This is a genomic window from Alloscardovia criceti DSM 17774 (genome assembly GCF_000376885.1).
Classification (GTDB): domain Bacteria; phylum Actinomycetota; class Actinomycetes; order Actinomycetales; family Bifidobacteriaceae; genus Alloscardovia; species Alloscardovia criceti.
Map to the genome: position 1 here is coordinate 530,755 of NZ_AQXR01000011.1, position 20,988 is coordinate 551,742.

Genomic DNA, 20,988 nt, shown 5'->3' on the forward strand with positions numbered 1-20,988 from the left:
TCCTCACTTACGCGTAGCGAATTCGTGGATCGAGAACTGCGTAGAGCATATCAACAAGCAGGTTGCACACTACGAAGATCAAAACGAGAACGGTAACTACTGAAACTACGAGGTTCGATTCACCCTGCAAAATAGCCTTGTATAGGGTATTACCAATACCGTTAATGTTGAAGATTCGCTCGGAAATCATTGCGCCACCCATCAAAGCACCCAAATCGGCACCCAAGTATGTGACCACTGGGATAAGGGAATTGCGCAAAATGTGATTCATAATTACTTTGCGATTGCTCAGGCCCTTTGCTCGAGCAGTGCGCACATAGTCTAATGTTCGATTTGATGCGACTTCCGTACGTGTCAGGCGGATAATATAAGCCATCGATGCGGAGCCCAGAACCATAGCAGGCATTAACAAATCAATGAAACCTGGGTTAGCTCCAGCTGTTACAGGAAGAATTCGCCACTTGACACCCAAGAAATACTGCATCAAAAAGCCGGTTACGAAGGTTGGAACAGAGATAAGAAGAAGCGAAACAATCAAAATAACGGAATCGTACCACTTGCCTTTTTTCAGACCGGAAATAACACCGAACACAACACCGAAGATTGCTTCAAACACGAATGCCATCAAACCGAGCTTGATGGTCACGGGGAATGCCTGAGCCATAACTTCGATGACAGGACGGTTACCACGCAAGGTATTTCCGAAATCCAGCGTTAATGCATTCTTCAAGAAATACAGGTATTGAACAAAAAATGGTTGGTCGAGGTGATACTCGGCGCGAATCTGGGCTGCGATTGCCTCATTTACTGGTTTGTCGCCGAACATTGCTACCACAGGATCACCTGGAAGAGCGAATACCAATGCGTAAATCAGCAAGGTGGTACCCAGCACAACTGGAATCATCTGTAGCACACGGCGTAGAAAGTACTTCCACATATCTTTTTCTCCTTGTGCTTTCCCTTCATTCACGAACTTTAAGCTATACTACACCAGCGGGCGCACACAACTTTTACAAACTAAGTCTGACGGGATTTGAGTTATATTACCATGAAAGGTGCTCATTTCGGGCTGACCCGAAATGAGCACCACTAAAATTATCTACAAGAAAACTTTGAGAGCCTCTTACTTAGTAAGATCGCGGTAGCTTGGCAAAGAGTTCCACTTAATAGTGAAGCCATTGACGCCCTGAGCGGTCACACCAGTGTTGTTCTTGTAGTAGATAGGGATTGCAGGAAGATCCTGAAGCAGAATTTCTTCTGCCTGCTGGTAGATCTTGTTCGCATCTTCTGTGCTTGCAGCAGCTGCTGCCTTGTCGAGAAGTGCATCAAAGTCTGGATTCTTGTAATCACCATCGTTTGCACCATTACCATCTGCAGCTGCAGAGCTGTAGAGTGGCTTGAGGTAGTTTTCAGCAGATGGGTAATCCGGCATCCAGCCTGCACGGAATGCAGTCTTCAAAGAACGGTTGTTAATTTCCTGACGAAGCTGCTGGAAGGTTGCGATTGGCGCAGCAACTGCATCGATGCCCAAAGCATTCTTGATGGAGTTAGCCAATGCATCGAAGAGATCCTTGTTTCCACCATCAGCATTGTATGTCATAGTGAAGGTAGCATTACCCCAGTCGCTAATAGCGTTCGCCTGATCCCAGAGCTGCTTAGCAGCATCTGCGTCATACTTCAAAACTTCATTACCGGTGAGGTTTTCAGAGTAGCCTGCAATCTTTGGAGTGACATAGTCTACAGCTGGTGTACCCACACCACCAAGTACCTTCTCTACAATCTGCTCACGGTTGATAGCGCGAGAGATAGCTGCACGGCGCAAACGACCTTCTTCGTTCATACCGAAGTGGTCCAAAGCGGATGGGATGAGCAAGGTGTTGATGCTTGCGCCAGGCTTGTTGTATGCCTGTACAGAAGAATCCGACTCGAAAGTCGTAGCAGCAGAAGATGGGATACCATCCATCACGTCAAGGTTACCAGCCTGGACATCTGCATAAGCAGTATCCATATCGGTGTAAATCTTGAACTCAATGCCACCATTCTTCGCTGGGAAGTTACCCTTGTAGTCATCGTTCTTTTCCAAAGAGATGGACTGGTTGTGAGTCCAAGACTTGAACTTGTAAGAACCGTTACCAACTGGGTTCTGACCGAATGCATCTGGATCAGAGTAGTAGGATTCTGGCAATGGGTAGAATGCAGAATAGCCGACCTGGATTGGGAATGTAGAGGTAGAGCTGTTCAGTTCTACAGAGAAGTGTGTGTCATCGGTTACAGTCAAGCCGGAGAGCTGAGCATCGCTAGCGGTGCCATCAGCCTGAAGCTCGTCATAACCCTTGATGATGTTGAACCAAGAATTATTCAGCTGAGAATTGGCAGCTACTGCAGCATAGCTCCAAGCCTTAGTGAAGGATTCAGAGGTTACCTTAGTACCATCGGTGAAGGTCCAGCCATCGTTGAGCTCAATGTCAAACTTGGTATTGTCGTCATTTGGAGTGATGGACTTTGCCACTTCGTTCTTAGCATTACCATCATTATCAAAGCCTACAAGACCTGCAAAGAGCAAATCAACTACGCGGCCACCGCTGTTTTCATTGGTATTTGCTGGGATAAGTGCGTTTTCTGGCTCGGTGCCAAAAGCGGTAATAACTGCGTCAGTAGAAGCAGAGCTAGATGAAGAGCTGCTGCTGCTCGATGCGCCGCAAGCTCCCAAAGCCATTACTGCTGCTGCAACTGCTGCAGTAATTAAAGTGATCTTAGATTTCTTCATGATCATCTCTTTCTTTTATTCTCCCCCTTAGCAAGGGAATTATGCACAAAAGTACAGTCATACGATTGCGTCTTTTGAACGTATCGTTTACGTTATCAGACAATTGTTACTTTTAAGAGTCAATTGCCTACCTTCATGTATAAAACAGTATATATTTATGCATGGTCATGTATAAAGAATCGCATAAATACTGCAATTTCAACGATTTAGAAAATGTATACATTTTTTCACAGTTGTGTCACATTTTGGAATTACGCGCGAGGAAAGGCTTGTTTATACGATTGTTTCAGCTTTTCCATAGAAACATGGGTATATCTCTGGGTGGTACTCAGGGATGCGTGCCCCAGTAATTCCTGCACTTCGCGCAAATCCGCCCCACCATCGAGCATATGTGTCGCAGCGCTGTGACGCAGCGCATGCGGTGCTACGTCCGGCACACCCGCGGCTTGAGCCCTTTGATGGACAAGATCGCGTACTTGACGTTGATTCATCCGATGTCCCTGCACACCCAAAAAGAGCGCAGCTGAGCCCTCATCTCCATCCTCGATATGCACACCCGCATGATGGAGCAGTTGTGCTCTGCCCTGCTCCATCCATATCTCCAACGCATGCGCTGCAGGCAGACCGAATGGCACCATGCGTTGCTTATTTCCTTTACCCGTTACCTTGAGTAACCGCTCAGACATCATCACATCATTACAATCCAAGGAGACCAGCTCCGCTACACGTATGCCCGTGGCATACAACAACTCCATAATGGCGTTGTCACGCAGGGCTACTGCCCCATTGCCCTCCTGGCTTTCCTGCTGAGTTTGAGTTTCGACGATAGCTTGGGCCTGTTTTTTATTGAGAATTTCCGGTAAACGCGAGGCCTGCTTGGGCGTTACCAAGCGTGCTGCTGGATTCTGCGATGCATAACCGTGCTCATGCGCAAAAGCGAAGAAACCTCGGATGGATACGATTTTGCGTGCCATACTTGCCGGTGCCATGCCCATGTGCCGCTCGTGCGCAATCCACGATCTTAGTTCATCGATGGTGATGGCATCCAACGTACGAATTCCGCGCAAATACATCAGATGGAGCGTGCGTGCAGTATCTGAAATATAAGATTTAACCGTTAACGATCTCAAACCCTTGTTGGACTCCAAATACTCGCGGTACGCTTCTACACTTTCCTTCATTTGCGCACTCATGCTCAGCTCATCCATTGCTGAACTTTCGGATGCGTGTCTTTTTCTCTGTGCCATATATGCCTACAACTTCCCGATACACCGCCTCAGCGGTATGCGCGGCAATTATACTGTTTCTATTGTAGGAAAAACTACACGAAGCATACCCTCAGTTTGCCATCGCCTGTATGTCTTAGAATATGTGCATGCTTACTGTCGAAATGCTGTCTAAAATTCCCCACCACGCACGCCTTGTTATTCGCTGCTTCGATGGCGTGGACGCATACAGCGGACGCATGCAATTTCGAGATTATATAGGGCACATCGCCGCATATGACGACACACATATCTCATTTCTACGCGACGCCACAGCAAACGGATTGCGTCCGGAAGAAATGGTCAGCATTCCGCTTGACGCAGTAGCCCGCATCAAGCCCATACCCGAGCGACCGGTTATGTCACCTCACAATTAGTTGTCACGCAAATGCGCAAAATGGCGCACATCAGCCTCGATAGCATCGATATACTCCACTCTTCCGCCCTTACGTGAAGCTTGGAGAAGTTGCTCTTTCCATTCGTCACCAGATGATGAGAATTTAATATTGTATACGCCTTCCGGTACGCCGTTATTGAGCTGAGCGCGAACCTTGCGATACGGATCGGCAGATAAGAAGAATTGACGTAAGCGCTCGCTATCTTCCTCTTCATCCGATTCCAGCAAATCAGCCACAGCATCGAGCCGGACAGACAAATTGCGTAAAAGCTGCGCCACATTATCCGGATTTTCGTCCACCATAGCTTGAGTTCTATCCGGCGTCGTCAAAGCCACACGCGTCATATCTCTCCATGAGCCGGCTGCCAAAGCCAATGCGATATTGGACTGTGGATTATCCACTAATTGAGCAGCCAATGCGGTGGAAACGACATGGGGCATGTGCGAAATTTGCGCTGTGGCTTTGTCGTGTTCCTCAGCATTTGTCACGATGAAACGGTTCTTGACACCCTCACAAATCATGCGCCCTACGGTGACGAAGCGTTCAAAATCCGTGTCGGATTCCACGGTCAGCGCCCACGTGGCATGTTGAAATAATTGAGCATCGGCGGCATCAAAGCCTGCCAATTCATTGCCCGCCATGGGATGTGCTCCCACAAAGGCTTGGCGTAGCCCATGCTTGCTCACAGTTGCAAGCACTTCACGCTTGACGCTCCCCACGTCGGTCAGCGTAGTGCGAGGGCTGAGTTTGCCGACCAGCGTGGCAATAATAGAATCCATAGCTTTAAGCGGTGTGCACAGGACGAGCACATCGGCTTCGGAGCTGGCAAGTTCGTCCAGTGTTTTTACACAATGAATGCCTGCCTTGCGCGCCTGCTCATAAGCGGCTGAGCGATGATTCCATGCGATGACCTCGTTCCCCGACTGCACCAGCGCCAGCGCAAGAGAGCCACCAATGAGACCCAAACCTGCAATGGCTACTTTCATTTTTTGTCCTCCTCTAACATGGGATTGAGGCCGAGATGTGGCAAATTCCATTGCGTCGCTGGAATTTGAACCGTATTGCGTTGTGGATACACGGCGAGAATTTTCAGCCAATCGTTATGATCTTGAATTTCTTGGAGCACACGCTGAGCCTGAGAATCCCACGGTGCTGCGTCTAGGGTAATAATAAAGCTGTACGTGCCATCTACGGCCTTGATAGGTCGAGAAATAAGACTCGTCATATTGATGCCGTTATCTCTGAAGACATCCAACAAATCCGCGATAACTCCAGGGCCCGTAGACAGCGGGATAACCGTAATGATGCTTTCACAGGCTACATGCGCATTTTTCCATGCTGTGCACGCATCCACCGCATAACCCCGAGGCGCTAACACAAGAAAATCCGTATGCGCACCCGTGAAGTCCTGCACAGACCGGGCGAAAGTGTTCAGACCAAACAACTCCCCACTATGACGGGGGGCTAATCCCACTTGATGAGGCTGCAAGCTTTCTAAGGCCGCAGAATTGGAAGATGCTGAGACTGCACGCAGCCCATTGCGCTCCATAAACTGCATGCATTGCGCAAGACCGTGAGGATGAGCCGTAACCTCCGTGAGTTCTCCATGATCTGCTCGCACAAAAGCATCAAACTCCACATCAATGCTGTGTCGAAACACGGCTGCCACATTGTGTGCATCTATAAGTCGATCCAGATTTACAGCGACGTAGCCTTCAACGTTATTTTCCCACGCTACGATGCCACAACCCTCACCCTCTTCAACATGCTCAAAAATCTCCTGCTCGCGCGCACAGGATTGAAGTTCGAACTGTTGACCGGCTAAGGAGGCTACCTGCGTAGGAATTATGTGGGCAACGTCTTGAGCCGCCTGAAATGTAAAAGAACCCTGAGGTCCGAGATAGTACAGCTTCACTATGCCCTCGCACTTTCACTGGCATGATCTCCGAATTTTTCCACCCACTCGCGCGGCAGAAACATCACTAGGAGTTGCACAAGAATAATGCCATAGAGCCAGAAAAGAGATGCATGCTGCGACCAAAATGTGACGAGTGCCTTTCCGCCCATAGCCACAACCGTGCTCGTGGTCGTGCTCGATAGTGCCATAGCCCACACGACAACTGCGGATACGAGAGCATGCACAAATTCATGCCAGAGCGTAGCACGCGCCTCGACTCGCGCTCCCGCCAGAAAACAGGACAGTCCTACGAGCATCAGCGCAAGAATGAGACCATAGGGAATATTGTAAGCGGCACCCAAGCGGTATGAAAAAGTGCCTACAAGAGCTACTACTGATGCCGAAAGGAGCGTAAAAATCCAAGAACCTATAGTAGAGGGTTTTTGAGGCACTGTGCTATCCAAACTGTGAAATGTATTGACTCTCAACACCATTCTAATGCGCGTTGAGAGTCAATTGATAAAACGCCTATATTTTTGACGTTTTAGTTCCTGTTATTTTTTTTGACGTTTAGTTGCCCTGCTTGGACTGACGACGCTGCTGAGCATGCCACTTGTACCATGCATCACGGCTCAAAATAATCTTGCGCACGCGGATGGATTCAGGGGTTACTTCAACGCATTCGTCATCATTTGCGAAGTCCAAAGACTCTTCCAAACTCATCTGAATTGGTGGCGTCAAGGTTTCGAGTACATCTGCCGTGGCCGAACGCATATTGGTCATATGCTTTTCCAGTGTAATGTTGATATCCAAATCGCCTGGCTTACCCGTTACGCCCACAACCTGGCCTTCATAGACAGGAGACTGTGGTTGCACGAAGAAGTTTCCACGAGCCTGTAGCTTCTGCATAGCGTATGGGCTAGCCTTACCCTGACGGTCTGCCACCATGGAACCGTTCTGACGTACGACAATCTCGCCAGCCCAGTCATCGTACCCTGCAGAAATAGAAGATGCGATGCCGGTGCCGCGCGTGCTAGACAACAACTGAGTTCTGAAACCAATCAAACCACGGCTTGGCACGGTAAACTCCATACGTACCCAACCGGAACCATGATTGGTCATGGAATCCATACGACCCTTGCGGGCTGCCATAAGCTGGGTTACAGCACCCATATACTCTTCTGGCACATCAATGGTGGAATGCTCGAACGGCTCCTTTACCTTGCCGTCGACCGTACGGGTGACAACCTGAGGACGACCCACAGTCAATTCGAAGCCTTCGCGGCGCATTTCTTCTGCCAGCACGGCCAAAGCTAACTCACCACGACCACGGACTTCCCACACATCTGGACGATTCGTGTCATGCACCTGAATGGACACGTTACCGATAAGTTCCTTATCCAAACGATCCTTCAGCATACGTGCAGTCAGCTTGTGGTCCTTGCCTTCAGTACCAGCCAATGGAGAATCATTCGTACCGAAAGTCATGGAAATTGCTGGCTCATCGACGTGAATCAATGGCAAAGGCAACGGATTATTTGGATCGACGATGGTTTCACCAATCATGATGTCATCCACACCCGCAATTGCCACGATGTCGCCAGGACCTGCAGTTTCGGCTGGAACGCGATCCAGGCCTTCTGTGCGCAAGATTTCGGTCAACTTGAAGTTCACAATCTTGCCGTCGTTACGCGACAGGCCGTACTGCTTGCCCTTGACGAGCTCGCCGGAGTAAATACGTACCAAACCCAAACGGCCCAAGTAATCCGATGCGTCAATATTGGTGACGTGAGCCTGCAAAGGAGCATTCTCGTCATACTCCGGAGCTGGGATGTTCTTCACAATCATTTCGAAGAGTGGCTCAAGATTGTCATTGTCTGGCACATCGCCATCTGCAGGCTGATTGACGGAAGCACGGCCCGCCTTCGCAGCACAGTAAATAACGGGCAAATCCAGCAAAGCATCCAAATCGAGATCCACGCCTTCCTCTACCACGTCCTGTGCCAAACCTAGCAGCAAATCCGTGGCTTCGGACACGACCTCGTCGATACGCGCATCTGGACGGTCGGTCTTATTAATGGCCAGAATCACAGGAAGCTTAGCTTCCAAGGCCTTGCGCAGCACGAAGCGCGTTTGTGGCAGTGGGCCTTCCGAAGCATCCACGAGCAGAACCACACCATCCACCATGGAAATACCGCGTTCTACTTCACCACCAAAGTCCGCGTGGCCTGGGGTGTCCACCACATTGATGACGATACCTTCGTGCTCACCAAGCTCCACAGCTGCTGGTCCGTGATAATGGATAGCCGTATTCTTGGCAAGGATAGTAATACCCTTTTCACGCTCAATATCGCCAGAGTCCATCACACGGTCTGGAACTTCTTCACGCTCAGAGAAAACATTGGATTGCTGAAGCATGGCATTTACCAAAGTGGTCTTACCGTGATCAACGTGCGCGACAATAGCTACATTACGAATATTTGAGCGGATTGCCATTCAATACCTCTTTTATTTGATATAAAGTTAATCGCTAAAAAGCTAACTATAAATAAACCTTGAGCAAGTTTACGATGTCTTCAAGACACGCCTGACACTGACTATTATAAGTCTTTTTCATCTGGCACGGAGGACGGCAAAAATGGTGCTAGCAGTGGCAAATGACTCAGTTCCGTCAAACCCATTTTGTCCAAAAACAGCACGGTGGTTTCCAGCAATGCCGCATGTGTTTCTTCATCCAGACCGTTCTCGCGGATAAGACCGCGGACCATTAAGGATCGAATCACACCATCCGAGCTCACTCCGCGAATGGCGGTAACCTGCGCACGTGTAATGGGCTGCTTGTAGGCAATAATAGCCAAGGTTTCCAGAGCTGCTTGAGAAAGCCGAGCCGTTTGACCATCCGTAATAAATTGTGCAACCACATTTTCATAGGCCTGAGCAGTCATATATTGCCAGCCTTGCGCCGTATGCACCAGTTCAAAGCCTCGGCCTTGCTGGGCATATTCTGCGCTGAGCTCGTCGATAGCCTGCTCGACGCGTGATTCAGCATCTTGAGCCTCGTCCATATATCCGGTGGCGCTCAAAGCTGCTGCCAATTGTGATACGGTCAAGGCCTGATCACTTGCCATAAAAATAGCCTCCAGAGCCGGCTTAATGTCGAGCTTATCGTCAGTACTCATTACGCGAAATCTCCTTCAGAAATAGCTACGACATCGGTGGTATCACGGGAATCATTGTCCGACAGCCACCGCACAAATAACTGCCCAAATGGTTGTTCCTGCTTAAACTGCACAACGCCTTGCTTGAAAAAGGCTAACACCGCAAGAAACCTTGCTACCACCTCAATTTTTTGCGTCGTGCCCGAAACCAACTCGGTAAAGCTCACTTCTGTTTTATTTCCCGCTGCACGCAAAATATCGCGAACTATCCCCGCCTGAATACGCAAATCCACCATGGGCACGTGCAACTGATGTACGGACACCTCTTGTGCAGGTGCATTCATAAATGCATGTACAGCCAGTTGAAGGAAATCTTCCAAGGAAATATTGAGATCTATGTCCGGCATGAGAGCAGCCATATTGGGGCTCAGCATGGCAGGATGGGCAAAGCGCCCGGAATTTTGAGCCAGTCGGGAGCGAAAATCCTCCCCTGCCTGTTTAAAAGCTCGATACTGCAAGAGTCGTGCGAAAAGCAGGTCGCGCTCCTGTAAAGCTTCGAAACTTGCATCCGATATATCATCACTCGCATCATGTGGGATTAAACTTGCAGATTTCGCCTCTACAAGTATGGAAGCCACGTCTATGAAGGAGCTCACCTGATCGGCGTCTTTGCTCAAATCCAGCTGACGCACATAATCCAAAAATTCCTCGGTGATGGCCGATAAAGAAATATTAGTCAGCTCCAGTTGGCGTTGACTCAGAAGGCTTAACAGCACCTCGAAAGGACCCTGATAGCCCTCCAAGCTGACGTTAAAACTCTCTGTCACAGTTCCCTATCTCAGTGCCGAAAACGTACGAAAAATATGCTACTTCTTGTAGAGGATGCAAACTACGCCACAATGCCGTTGGCAATAATCTCTCGCGCTACCTCGCGATATTCCTTTGCTGTGGTGTGCTGCGGAGAAAACATGGTAATAGGTTTTGCGGCCACGGATGCGTCTGCGATCTTAATAGAACGCGTGATCACGGTATGGAAAACCTTGCCTTGGAAGGCATCATAAATGCGTTGAAGCACTTCTTCGGCATGCAAAGTACGCGTATACATAGTGACGAGAACGCCATAAACTTCCAGCTGTGGATTGATGCGACTTTTCACCTTTTCAATGGAATCCATCAGCAAAGCCACACCGCGCAATGCGAAGAATTCTGCAGCCACAGGGATAATCACACCATCGGCTGCCGTCAGCGCATTGACCGTGAGCAGACCCAGCGAAGGCTGGCAATCGATAATAATCAAATCATACTCATTGCGCACCTGACGCAGAACCGAGGCCAAAACCTGCTCGCGGCCCACTTCGGTAACCAATTGAATTTCTGCAGCCGACAAGTCGATATTGGCCGGGATGACATCGAGTTCCGGGAAACGTGTATGCTGGATGACCTCGTGCACATCCATACTAGGATTAAACATGGCCGTATAAATGGTGTTTGGCACATTATTGGCATTTACGCCTAAAGCCACAGACGCTGCACCCTGAGGATCAAAATCCACGATGAGCACTTTTCGGCCGTACTGGCTTAATGCTCCGGCGATATTGACGCTACTCGTGGTTTTGCCTACGCCGCCCTTTTGATTACACATAGCAATGATGCGGGCAGGGCCATGCTGTTCAAGTGTTTTCGGTGCGGGGAAAGTTTCATACTCTCGACCCAAAAGATCTGTTGGCATAATTATTAGATTAGCACGCTAGGCGGAGGGCGTACCGTCCGTTTTGCGGCTTGTGTCATCCCTTTCGTTCAAGATTTTCTGATATCCGGCCTGTGAAGATTATTCAGAATCTTTCATGTATTTTCTCATTACGCGTTCCGTAAAGGGAATGTGAAGCATCAGCATACTGCCATAACCGATAACCACAACTAAAAACAGGAGCTGTGGCAGGAGCATCACAGTCCCCAAGATAATGCCCACGAATGCTGCATCGATAAGTACCAAGACAAGCGTATAGCCCCAGTGGACGACGCCAAAAACGAAACCATTGAACCAGGTGCGAGGAATAGAATTTGCAAACCGTGCCTGCAGTGCAAAAGTCCACTCAAAACCTATGACCCACACGATGCTCAAGCCGTACTGCACAATAAGCAGCTCGGGCACGCGCACAAAAAGCCACATGTATCCTAGGATAAAAGCCAGCACTAGATAAGGTATCCACAAAACCGTAGCTTGAAAAACATTGCTTTTCCACGCCTGAAAATAGGTGCGTACTACCCCTTTGCCTTCTCCATACAATGTTTTGCGTGCAGCCACATTGCCTGCTGCCAGCGATGCGCCGATAGTAACAAGTGGAATGGATGTCACAAGCATGAGCAGATTAATGAGAATGCCGTCGGTGAGATTATTCCATGCCTGCATAAAGCGCGAATCTGGCGATAACCAGTTCATTTTTTCCTCCTACGTAACATCGTAAGAATTCTGTGTTCTTGTACTATTCTTGTACTTTTTGGTGAACCGCGCACGCCAGGGCTGTGTTCATATCAGAGCTGCGTTCATACATGACTGTGTTTATTTGTACGATGTGTTTATTTGCATGCTGCGGCATTTCCGAACGGTGGCAAAAAATAAAAGCGGCTACGTGCAAACCACAGCAACCGCCTTTATTTATTCGCCTCATCTCTATCCCTCTTCAGCTCTTAACCGAGTTGTAAAACACAGTTCTTGAGTATAAAGAATTGGCTTAGCTCCAGTGTAGCCTATTTTATCCCTTGACAGCACCAGCCATAACACCACTGACGATATATTTTTGGCACGCAAGGTAGAAGATGATGATTGGGATGATTGCCAGCACGAGGCAAGCCATCATAGCGCCCATATCGATAGAGCCGTATCCACCCTTTAAGTACTGCACAGCCACAGAAATGGTCTTATACTTACCCAAATCCAAGGTGAGGTATGGAAGCAGGTAGTCGTTCCAGATCCACATAGCCTCCAAAATGGATACTGAGATAATAGAAGGCTTCATAATAGGTACTACGATCTGGAAGAAAATGCGTGGAACCGAAGCACCATCGATCATGGCCGATTCTTCCAAAGACTTTGGAATGCCCTTGATAACGCCGGTGAAGACGAATACGGCTAGGCCCGCACCAAAGCCGAGATAGATAATCCACAAGCCCCACGGCGTGTTGAGCTTCAGCATGTCCGCCAGCTTAGACAGGGTAAACATCACCATCTGGAATGGCACAATCATGTTGAAGAGGAACAGCGTGTAGAGCAACTTTGCGGCCCAATTGTCTACGCGTACAATCCACCATGCGCACATAGAGGTGCAGAGAATAATCAGCGCCACAGCACCCACAGTAATGAATGCGGTCCAGCCGAAGGACTGGAAGAACTGAGTTTGCTCAATTCCACGCGTGTAGTTTTCAAGACCTACGAAAGCCTTGCCTACAGGGAAGGAGAACGCATTTGCAGAAATATAGGCCTTCTGCTTGAAGGAATTAATGAGCACAAGGATAATTGGGAAAATCCACAACAAGCTGACCACAGCGAAGAATGCGGACCACGCACCACTGTGCTTAATCTTATTGTTATCGTTCATTATGCCTGCACCTCCCTGCTTGTGGTGAGTCGGTTTTGAATCAAGGCGATGACAGCTACGAGGATAAAGAACAGAACTGCCTTAGCCTGGCCAACGCCTTCCCAGCCCATGCGTCCATAGAAGGTACGTGTAATATTCATGGCCAAACCTTCAGACATATTACTTGGCGCACCATTGGTCAATGCCAAGTTCTGATCGTAAAGCTTGAAACCGTTCGTCACGGTTAGGAAGGAGCATACGGTAATCGATGGCATCATCAACGGGATGATAATGCGGAACATAATCTGTGAACCGCTGGCGCCATCGACCTGAGCTGCTTCGAGCACATCGGATGGCAACGCTTGCAAACCTGCGATGTAGATGATCATCATATAACCGATCTGCTGCCAGCTCACGACGATGACCAGTCCCCAGAAACCATATACTGCAGAATACGTCAATGCACGTCCCCAATGAGCAAGAATGCCATTGAGCAAGAGCAACCAAATATAACCGAGGACGATACCGCCGATCAGATTTGGCATAAATAACGCCGAACGATAAAGCGAGGAACCCTTGATTGCTCGTGTTAACAAATAAGCAATAGCAAAGGCCGCTACATTAATCACAATCGTCGTGACGATGGTAAAGGCTGCAGAGAATCCGAGAGCATGCAGGAATTCCTTATCCGAGAATGCTTTCGCGTAATTCTTCAAGCCGACAAATTCGCCATCCGTTACCGTCGTGAACTCACAAAAACTCAAGTACACACCCATAATAAATGGCACTATGAAGCCAATGATAAACGCAAGGAAAGTCGGTAAAGCAAAAAGCCCCCACCACTTTCTCACTGCTTTTCCAACCATATCAACCATATGGTCCTCCTCCTTCGAAACACAGCTTCGTGTATCTTCGTTGGCACCGCAATGCGTGGAAATCGCGAATACACAGTTGATATCACGCATGAACCATTGCCAAACAATACATCCATAATAGACATCGTTTGCATAAATTGTCAAACGTTGTCATTTTTGTGTCGCAATTTTTTGCAAAACAAGAGAATATTTTTTGCAATGATCATAAGAATTCTAGTAATTAATGGAGATAAACCCCTATTTATCAACAATGCAAATCGTTTGCAATCTTTGCAAAAACTCAGGATTTTTTTATGCAAACGTTTGTAAAAAATACTCTAGAATGATAAACTATAAAAGATAATTGAGGAGGTTTTCATGGGAAGCACTATCCAAGATGTAGCACGCGTTGCAGGCGTTTCTGCATCGACCGTGTCCCGTGCATTCACTCGTCCAGACCTAGTCTCCGCAAAGACGCGAGAAAACATACTGAAAGTTGCTTCTGAGCTTCACTTTTCTTTGTCACGCTCAGCAGCTGCATTAAAATCCGGAAAATCTTTGCGCGTGGCTTTACTCATGAGTGGAAAAATGAATTTATGGTTTATTTCTTCCATTCTTGAAGGACTGAACGAAGTACTACATGCGCGCGGATACGATGTGTCCGTCTATCAAATTTCAAGTACTGAGGAACGTAAAGAATTTTTTGATACGCTCCCCCTGCGCAGAAATGCCGATGCCGTTATTGTCTCATCCTTTGCCATAGCTGAGGATGAAGTGACATTGCTCAATTCCATAGGCATTCCGATCGTAGGCATTAACGCCGATAATTCCAAGGAGCTGGGCCTCACCGCCGCTACCAATATCGACGACGTGCATGGCTCTGAATTAGCCGCACGCCATCTGTTGCAGCTGGGACATAAAGATATCGTCTATGTCAGCACACATCGTGCCGTTTCCTTGCATTTCTCGGTACAAACGCGCATTCAAACCTTTACGGAGTACTGCGCACGTCAAGGCATTAGTGTAACGAATATACCCTGCGAAATTACCGAGGATGGCAAGTACCAAATCAGCCATGTGGCTTCTGAGATTATGAGTCTCAGCCATTTACCCACGGCTATTGCTTGTCAGGAGGATGGCATTGCCATTCCATTGCAATTCCAGCTCGAGCGCAGCGGTCTCAATATTCCACGCGATGTATCCATGATTGGCTTTGATGACTCCTTCTATGCAGAGGATTTGGGGCTGACCACCATTCGTCAGAGACCTATTGAGATTGGCAAAAAAGCCGCACATATGACACTGGACCTTATGGATAGCAAAGAGCTGGAGGAGAATTTTGCCATAGAAACTGCTCAGCTGATTATCCGCTCTTCTACGGCCGCTCCACGCAAGGATGCAAGCTAACGCCCGCGATCTCAATACTGAGCATCTCATTGAGGACTGTAACTGAGGACTGGTATTTTTGCCAGTCCTTTTTTGCACATCGACAGCACCATAGCGCAACGGACGGCAACGTTGCGATAGCAGATACAACGAAAGGGCTTCTCAGCACACACTGAGAAGCCCTTAGTCGATTGATCGGACGAGCCGACATCAATCTGGTTTATTCAATTTTAGTGGGAGGCGTTGTATTCCTCAGCCCATCCATCGACGAATGCAGTCTTGACCGCATCCCAGCTACCTGTTTCCTGAGCGTACTCAAGCATGGCATTTCCGAGGTTGTTCTTCCACGTTTCAGAAGGCATCATAGTGAAGTTCCATGAAACTGGCGTCTTGCCGGAGTTTGCATCATCTACAGCTGCCTGAACCAATGGATTATCGGTAGTTACATCAGAGAAGGTCTTGAATGGAACGGTGAAGCCCATTTCCTGAGACATCGACTTCTTACCGGTATCGGAGCTGATTACCCACTTCAAAAATGCCTCTGTAGCTTCCTGATCCTTTTGAGAAGCCTTGGAATTAATGCACCAGTAATTTTCAGAACCAGTGGTCAATCCTTGGTTTTCTTCGCCCTTAGCACCAATATAGATAGGAAGCATGCCGACGGAGTCAGCGCTCATGCCAGCCTTGCTCAAATCCGTCCAAGCCCAGGTACCGTTCTGGTAGAAGGCTGCCTGTCCAAGTGCGAATTCAGAGTTTGCGTCATCGCCGGTCTTTGCACTGAGCTGTGTGCGCGGTGTGGTGGAATCGGTAATGTACAAATCAAAGATATTCTTAAAGTTTGGCAGATATGTACCCTTGATGGTGGCTGGCTGTGTGGTAACGTTGTCATCTTTGAATTCGTAGTACAAAGGAATATTTGCCAAGTGTGTCTTGAAGCGCCAGTCAGAGCTGGAATCGAAGCCTGCGGAGGTAAACGCGCCATCTACACCCAAATCAGACTTGTGCTCCTGAATGCCATCAGCCACGGCCTTCAACTTGTCGAAGCTATTGATTTCATCGACGGATTTCACAGCTGCATCAGACAAAGCGAAGTACTTGTTGAGGATATCCTTGTTGTAAATAATGCCGTATGTTTCTGTGACATAAGGCACACCTACAACCTTATCGCCATCCTTCAAAGCCGTGCTTTGATCATTGAGCTGCTCATAAATATAAGAATTTGACAGGTCAGCGGTGTAGTTCTTCCAATTCTGGTAGCCTACAGGGCCGTTGACTTGGAACAGCGTTGGCGCATCGGACTTAGCAATTTCAGACTTCAAGGTCTGCTCATAGCTACCAGATGCAGCATTTTGAATCTTAACTTCTACGCCTGTTTCATCGGTGTATGCCTTCGCCAAAGCCTGCCACTGATCTGCATTTTCTGGCTTGAAGTTCAGGAAGTATACCTTACCCTTACCATCATCGCTCGAGCTGGAACTTGAGCAAGCGGCCAAAGCTCCAAAAGACATTGCCATTACTGCAGTAAGAGCTACTGTAGACTTCACAATTCGATTCATCTTCGAACCTCCCTTTCGATATAGCACATCTATATCTGCATCAATCATCTGCGATTAATACTTCCGTGAATCGGATAACTCAATTATGCACCAGTTTTCTTATTTTTGCAAACGATAGCAATTTTGCAGAAAAATTCTATGAAAGACTGAGCGCATCTCAGCGAAATTTCTTGTCATATCGAAATAAATAAGCCGTGTAAACGGCTAAAATTAAGGCGTTTACAAGGCTAAGAGTGTACATGAGCATTTCCGAACTAAGGACATGCAATCGTTCGCTTGCTGAACATCATTCACGATTCTGGCGTGTCGTGATTATCCGTCAGCACGGAGGCGTTCGATTATTCGACTTACATCATTCCCATTACATGCAACACAATCAAACTCATGAAAGTAATCCCCGACCAGCACACAATGCCCAAGAGCAAAGGCTTTCCACCTGTCTTGATGAGCTTGACGATGTCGCTATTTAGACCGATAGCGCCCATGGCCATAATAATCATGAATTTGGAGAGGAACTTCGTCACCGAAACGAAACCCACGGGCATGCCCGCATGAGCAGCAATGGTAGTGACTATGGAGGCTACGATAAACCACCCCACAAATTGTGGGAATGCTCGCTTGAGCGAGAAGCGACCATTACCGCCTGCAGCCTGAGCGCTTTTCTTGGATGTTATCAGCGCAAGCACCAAGGTTATAGGAATGATTGCCAAAGTACGAGTTAATTTTACGGTGACGGCTTTATCTAGTGTGGCTGAGCCAAGATTCCACATAGTATCCCATGTCGCTGCGGTGGCAGTAACGGAGGATGTGTCATTCACCGCCGTGCCTGCAAAGAGTCCGAAGACTTCCCCACTGGTAGTGCTCATGCCCAAGGCAGTACCCAACAGAGGGAATATGAGGGCTGCGATGACGTTGAAAAGGAAGATGACGGAAATCGATTGTGCAATCTCCTCGTCATCTGCATCGATAACCGGTGCCGTGGCTGCAATGGCAGATCCTCCACAAATAGAGGAACCCACGCCAATAAGCGTAGCCGTTTTGGCGTTCATCTTAAGAATTTTCTGTATCAGCCACGCCAGCAGCAGTGCCGTGCCGATGGTGACAATAATAATAGGCAACGATTGCCATCCGGTGTATGCGATGATGCTCAGATTGAGGCCAAAACCCAACAAAACAACCGCCGTTTGCAGTACATACTTCGAGGTGAATCCGATGCCCGGCGCACAGCTTCCACGGTTTTTCCACACGAGGGATATCAGCATGCCGAAAAGGATAGCGAAAATGGGCCCGCCAATGACAGGCATGCGTTCACCGAGGAACCACGCCATAAGGGCTAGACCACAGCTAACTATTAGTCCCGGAATAATTTCTTGTACTCGTCTCCATGTTTTTCTCACCATTCTTTTATACACGAGACGTGCAACCGCATTGTCCGATGACTCGATGCCTAGCGGGCACGGGGATGCGATAACAAGTAGCTTTCAATCAAGGCTTGCGGCGAGACATGTGTATAAATCTGCGTGGTAGTTACCGAAGCATGTCCCAAAAGCTCCTGCACGGTGCGGACATCTGCTCCCCCTTGGATCAGATGCGTAGCACAGGAATGTCTCAAGGTATGCGGATGGATCTCTTGCTTTATGCCCGCCAACTTGGCGTAATTGCGTACAATTTCCCACACACTTTGACGCGTCAGGCGCTTGCCACGCTTATTGAGAAAAACAGCACGCAACTCTACCCCATTTTTCGACTTTTCTGCGAGCATTGCACGTGCTGAGCCAATATAGCGTTCCAAAGCCTCGCATGCGTAAGATCCCAATGGCACGAGTCGTTGTTTATTGCCTTTGCCGGTAAGACGCGCGACCTGCGAGTCGAGGTCAATATCCGATAGGTCCAAACCCACGGCCTCAGAAACGCGAGCAGCCGAGGCATACAAAAACTCCAGCAAGGCTCTATCCCGTACATGCGCGGGGTCATCGGGATCCGAACCTGTGGCGTCGATTAATGCCGTAACCTCATCGATAGTGAGGACATCTGGCAAAGTACTCGCAGCTTTAGGCGGTTTGATGCCCGCCGAAACATCCACGCTGAGTACATTTATCATGACAAGAAACTTATGGAATTCATGAATGGACGCAATACGTCGAGCAATGCTACGCGGACTGAGGCCCGACAGGCTGACCACAAATTGTTCGATATCCTCACGCGTAACCTCGCGAATATCGTTAATTCCTCGCTCTTCCAGCCATGCCGTATATCGGCGTAAATCGGATTCATATGCCGTAGCGGTTGCCTGAGATAGCCCGCGTTCTACAGAAATATATGCGATGAACTGATCTCTATACGATTCGAATGGCTGTACCTTGGTGACCATATCTTTACTGTACCTGCTTGCGCTGTGACGTACTGAATTGTTTCGCATTATGCAAAAACCTCTGACTGTGCTCGTCACACAATCAGAGGTTTTGTTTTATTACTTGGTTAAGTCAAGTAGATTGTAATGCGTTACTTAAGCCTCAACTGGAGCGTTTACATCAGCTGGAAGAGCTGCCTTTGCCTGCTCCACAATTGCCTTGAAGGTTTCTACATCGCTTACAGCAAGCTCAGCCAAAGCACGGCGATCGAGCTCAATACCTGCAAGGCGAAGACCCTGGATAAAGCGATTGTATGTGATGCCTTCTGCGCGTACAGCCACGTTGATACGGGTAATCCACAACTTGCGGAAATCACCCTTACGTGCCTTACGATCACGGAAGTTGTAGTTAAAGGAGTGAAGGAGCTGTTCCTTAGCCTTGCGATAAAGGCGGGAACGCTGACCGCGGTAACCGCTAGCGCGTTCGAGAACAACACGACGCTTCTTGTGAGCATTAACTGCGCGCTTTACACGTGCCATAGTATTTCCTCTGCTTTCTAAAAAATCCTAAATCCAGCGCGCGCTTACTTAGCGAGCATGTTCTTGAGCTTCTTGCTCTGAGCTGGTGCGAGTACCTGATCTGCCTTCAAAGCGCGACGCTTACGTGCGCTCTTGTGCTCGAGGTTGTGGCGCATTGCGGAACCTGCCTGCATGAGCTTGCCGGAACCGGTTACGCGGATTCGCTTAGATGCAGCGGAGTTACTTTTCATCTTAGGCATTGCTGCCCTCCTTGCTTGTCGTCTTCTGGGAAGAAGTCTTGTTCGCAGTTGCGTCTGCTAGCTTGCTTTCTGCCTCAGCAACAGCTGTTGCCTGAGCTTCACGCTTAGCATTCAGACGAGCGGCTTGACGTGCTTGACGCTCTGCACGAGACTCGGCACCGCGGCGGCGCTGCTCAGACTGCGTCTGAACTTTCTTGCCCTTTGGCGCAAGCACCATGATGATGTTTCTACCATCCTGACGTGGACGGGATTCAATAGTACCTGACTCTTGAACCTCATCTGCCAGACGCTGAAGGAGTTCTACACCTCCAACTGGGCGAGACTGCTCACGACCGCGCAACATAATGGTGACCTTAACCTTGTCTCCACCATTGAGGAAGCGCTCAACGTGACCCTTCTTCACCTCGAAATCATGGTCGTCAATCTTAAGGCGGAAACGAATTTCCTTCACCTCAGCAGTGCTTTGGTTACGGCGAGCTTCGCGTGCCTTAATCTTTTCGTTGTACTTGTACTTACCATAGTCGATGAGTTTAGCGACCGGTGGCTTGGCATTAGGTGCTACTTCTACCAGATCCAAATTTGCTTCTCGAGCAAGATTGAGAGCTACAGAAGTGGCAATAACACCCACCTGTTCACCCTTTGGGCCAATCAGGCGTAGCTGCGGCGTACGAATTTCATCGTTAATACGTGGCTCTGTGATGATATCTCCATTCGTAAAACTATGCGTGGGTACATCCCAGAGACTCCTGCCAACCATATGCAAATGCGGCATAAAACCACAGTATGTATAGTTTTATACACTTGATGGCACTTACTTATAGCGACCAAAAGTCTTAACCCGAAGTCATAAAAAACTTCCAGGTGGGAAATTCCACTTTCTTGATTTCTCAAGCCTTGACAATAATACCCATATGATGTGACAAATGCAAACTCTGTGGAATGTAGCTTTTACACTTCCTTATCGGCGAGTTCTGACGCAATTTCTTGCGGCGAGTTTTCGGAT

Annotated in this window: 21 protein-coding genes; 2 read left to right on the forward strand and 19 right to left on the reverse strand. The window is 48.4% G+C overall.

Annotated elements, in window-relative coordinates; genetic code table 11:
* Nucleotides 1–7 precede the first annotated feature (7 nt).
* The 3 genes from D570_RS0107680 to D570_RS0107690 form a co-directional block, all read right to left on the reverse strand.
* Nucleotides 8–937 (reverse strand): ABC transporter permease, encoded by a 930-nt coding sequence (locus tag D570_RS0107680; RefSeq protein ID WP_018143811.1) that lies wholly within the window; start codon nucleotides 935–937, stop codon nucleotides 8–10.
* Between the two features lie 186 nt (nucleotides 938–1,123).
* Complete coding sequence (locus tag D570_RS0107685) at nucleotides 1,124–2,773, reverse strand: peptide ABC transporter substrate-binding protein (RefSeq protein ID WP_018143812.1); 1,650 nt, start codon at nucleotides 2,771–2,773, stop codon at nucleotides 1,124–1,126.
* Nucleotides 2,774–3,018: 245 nt separating this feature from the next.
* Nucleotides 3,019–3,975 (reverse strand): tyrosine recombinase XerC, encoded by a 957-nt coding sequence (locus tag D570_RS0107690; RefSeq protein ID WP_018143813.1) that lies wholly within the window; start codon nucleotides 3,973–3,975, stop codon nucleotides 3,019–3,021.
* 167 nt (nucleotides 3,976–4,142) lie between these two features.
* On the opposite strand from D570_RS0107690, the gene D570_RS0107695 reads away from it, so the two are divergent.
* The gene (locus tag D570_RS0107695) at nucleotides 4,143–4,409 is read left to right on the forward strand and encodes a DUF6725 family protein (RefSeq protein ID WP_018143814.1); all 267 of its coding nucleotides are present in this window, start codon (nucleotides 4,143–4,145) and stop codon (nucleotides 4,407–4,409) included.
* Here D570_RS0107695 and D570_RS0107700 read toward each other — a convergent pair.
* The 10 genes from D570_RS0107700 to D570_RS0107745 all read right to left on the reverse strand — a co-directional run bounded on the left by D570_RS0107700 (nucleotide 4,406) and on the right by D570_RS0107745 (nucleotide 13,935).
* The gene (locus tag D570_RS0107700; RefSeq protein ID WP_018143815.1) at nucleotides 4,406–5,416 is read right to left on the reverse strand and encodes a prephenate dehydrogenase; all 1,011 of its coding nucleotides are present in this window, start codon (nucleotides 5,414–5,416) and stop codon (nucleotides 4,406–4,408) included. The genes D570_RS0107695 and D570_RS0107700 overlap by 4 nt on opposite strands.
* Nucleotides 5,413–6,345: a prephenate dehydratase gene (locus D570_RS0107705; protein WP_018143816.1), complete on the reverse strand. Its 933-nt coding sequence runs from the start codon at nucleotides 6,343–6,345 to the stop codon at nucleotides 5,413–5,415. Before D570_RS0107705 ends, D570_RS0107700 begins: the two co-directional genes overlap by 4 nt.
* Nucleotides 6,345–6,791 (reverse strand): alcohol dehydrogenase, encoded by a 447-nt coding sequence (locus tag D570_RS08805; RefSeq protein ID WP_156812268.1) that lies wholly within the window; start codon nucleotides 6,789–6,791, stop codon nucleotides 6,345–6,347. The genes D570_RS0107705 and D570_RS08805 overlap by 1 nt, the downstream gene beginning before the upstream one ends.
* A gap of 106 nt (nucleotides 6,792–6,897) precedes the next feature.
* Nucleotides 6,898–8,823: a translational GTPase TypA gene (gene typA / locus D570_RS0107715; RefSeq protein WP_018143818.1), complete on the reverse strand. Its 1,926-nt coding sequence runs from the start codon at nucleotides 8,821–8,823 to the stop codon at nucleotides 6,898–6,900.
* Nucleotides 8,824–8,927: 104 nt separating this feature from the next.
* Nucleotides 8,928–9,506: an SMC-Scp complex subunit ScpB gene (gene scpB / locus D570_RS0107720; RefSeq protein ID WP_018143819.1), complete on the reverse strand. Its 579-nt coding sequence runs from the start codon at nucleotides 9,504–9,506 to the stop codon at nucleotides 8,928–8,930.
* Nucleotides 9,506–10,312 carry a segregation and condensation protein A gene (locus D570_RS0107725; RefSeq protein WP_018143820.1) on the reverse strand — a complete coding sequence of 269 codons (807 nt, stop codon included), beginning with the start codon at nucleotides 10,310–10,312 and terminating at the stop codon, nucleotides 9,506–9,508. Before D570_RS0107725 ends, scpB begins: the two co-directional genes overlap by 1 nt.
* Nucleotides 10,313–10,374: 62 nt before the next feature.
* On the reverse strand, nucleotides 10,375–11,214 hold the full coding sequence (locus tag D570_RS0107730; protein WP_018143821.1) for a ParA family protein: 840 nt from the start codon (nucleotides 11,212–11,214) through the stop codon (nucleotides 10,375–10,377).
* 99 nt (nucleotides 11,215–11,313) lie between these two features.
* The gene (locus D570_RS0107735; RefSeq protein WP_018143822.1) at nucleotides 11,314–11,925 is read right to left on the reverse strand and encodes a YesL family protein; all 612 of its coding nucleotides are present in this window, start codon (nucleotides 11,923–11,925) and stop codon (nucleotides 11,314–11,316) included.
* 313 nt (nucleotides 11,926–12,238) lie between these two features.
* Nucleotides 12,239–13,081, reverse strand: a complete 843-nt coding sequence (locus tag D570_RS0107740) for a carbohydrate ABC transporter permease (protein ID WP_018143823.1) — start codon at nucleotides 13,079–13,081, stop codon at nucleotides 12,239–12,241.
* A complete protein-coding gene (locus D570_RS0107745) occupies nucleotides 13,081–13,935 on the reverse strand; it encodes a carbohydrate ABC transporter permease (protein WP_018143824.1) in 855 nt (284 codons plus the stop codon). Before D570_RS0107745 ends, D570_RS0107740 begins: the two co-directional genes overlap by 1 nt.
* A gap of 357 nt (nucleotides 13,936–14,292) precedes the next feature.
* Between D570_RS0107745 and D570_RS0107750 the strand changes: the two genes are divergently transcribed.
* Nucleotides 14,293–15,321, forward strand: coding sequence for a LacI family DNA-binding transcriptional regulator (locus D570_RS0107750; RefSeq protein WP_018143825.1), 1,029 nt, complete (start codon nucleotides 14,293–14,295; stop codon nucleotides 15,319–15,321).
* A gap of 209 nt (nucleotides 15,322–15,530) precedes the next feature.
* Here D570_RS0107750 and D570_RS0107755 read toward each other — a convergent pair whose 3' ends face one another.
* The 6 genes from D570_RS0107755 to infC form a co-directional block, all read right to left on the reverse strand.
* Nucleotides 15,531–16,904 carry an ABC transporter substrate-binding protein gene (locus D570_RS0107755; protein WP_018143826.1) on the reverse strand — a complete coding sequence of 458 codons (1,374 nt, stop codon included), beginning with the start codon at nucleotides 16,902–16,904 and terminating at the stop codon, nucleotides 15,531–15,533.
* Nucleotides 16,905–17,203: 299 nt separating this feature from the next.
* Nucleotides 17,204–18,256: a YeiH family protein gene (locus D570_RS0107760; RefSeq protein WP_033377121.1), complete on the reverse strand. Its 1,053-nt coding sequence runs from the start codon at nucleotides 18,254–18,256 to the stop codon at nucleotides 17,204–17,206.
* A 47-nt stretch (nucleotides 18,257–18,303) separates the two neighbouring features.
* Nucleotides 18,304–19,227, reverse strand: coding sequence for a site-specific tyrosine recombinase XerD (xerD, locus tag D570_RS0107765; RefSeq protein ID WP_018143828.1), 924 nt, complete (start codon nucleotides 19,225–19,227; stop codon nucleotides 18,304–18,306).
* Nucleotides 19,228–19,362: 135 nt separating this feature from the next.
* Nucleotides 19,363–19,746 carry a 50S ribosomal protein L20 gene (gene rplT, locus D570_RS0107770; protein WP_018143829.1) on the reverse strand — a complete coding sequence of 128 codons (384 nt, stop codon included), beginning with the start codon at nucleotides 19,744–19,746 and terminating at the stop codon, nucleotides 19,363–19,365.
* A 44-nt stretch (nucleotides 19,747–19,790) separates the two neighbouring features.
* Nucleotides 19,791–19,985, reverse strand: coding sequence for a 50S ribosomal protein L35 (gene rpmI, locus D570_RS0107775; RefSeq protein WP_018143830.1), 195 nt, complete (start codon nucleotides 19,983–19,985; stop codon nucleotides 19,791–19,793).
* A complete protein-coding gene (infC, locus tag D570_RS08810; protein ID WP_051067205.1) occupies nucleotides 19,978–20,742 on the reverse strand; it encodes a translation initiation factor IF-3 in 765 nt (254 codons plus the stop codon). Before infC ends, rpmI begins: the two co-directional genes overlap by 8 nt.
* Nucleotides 20,743–20,988 lie beyond the last annotated feature (246 nt).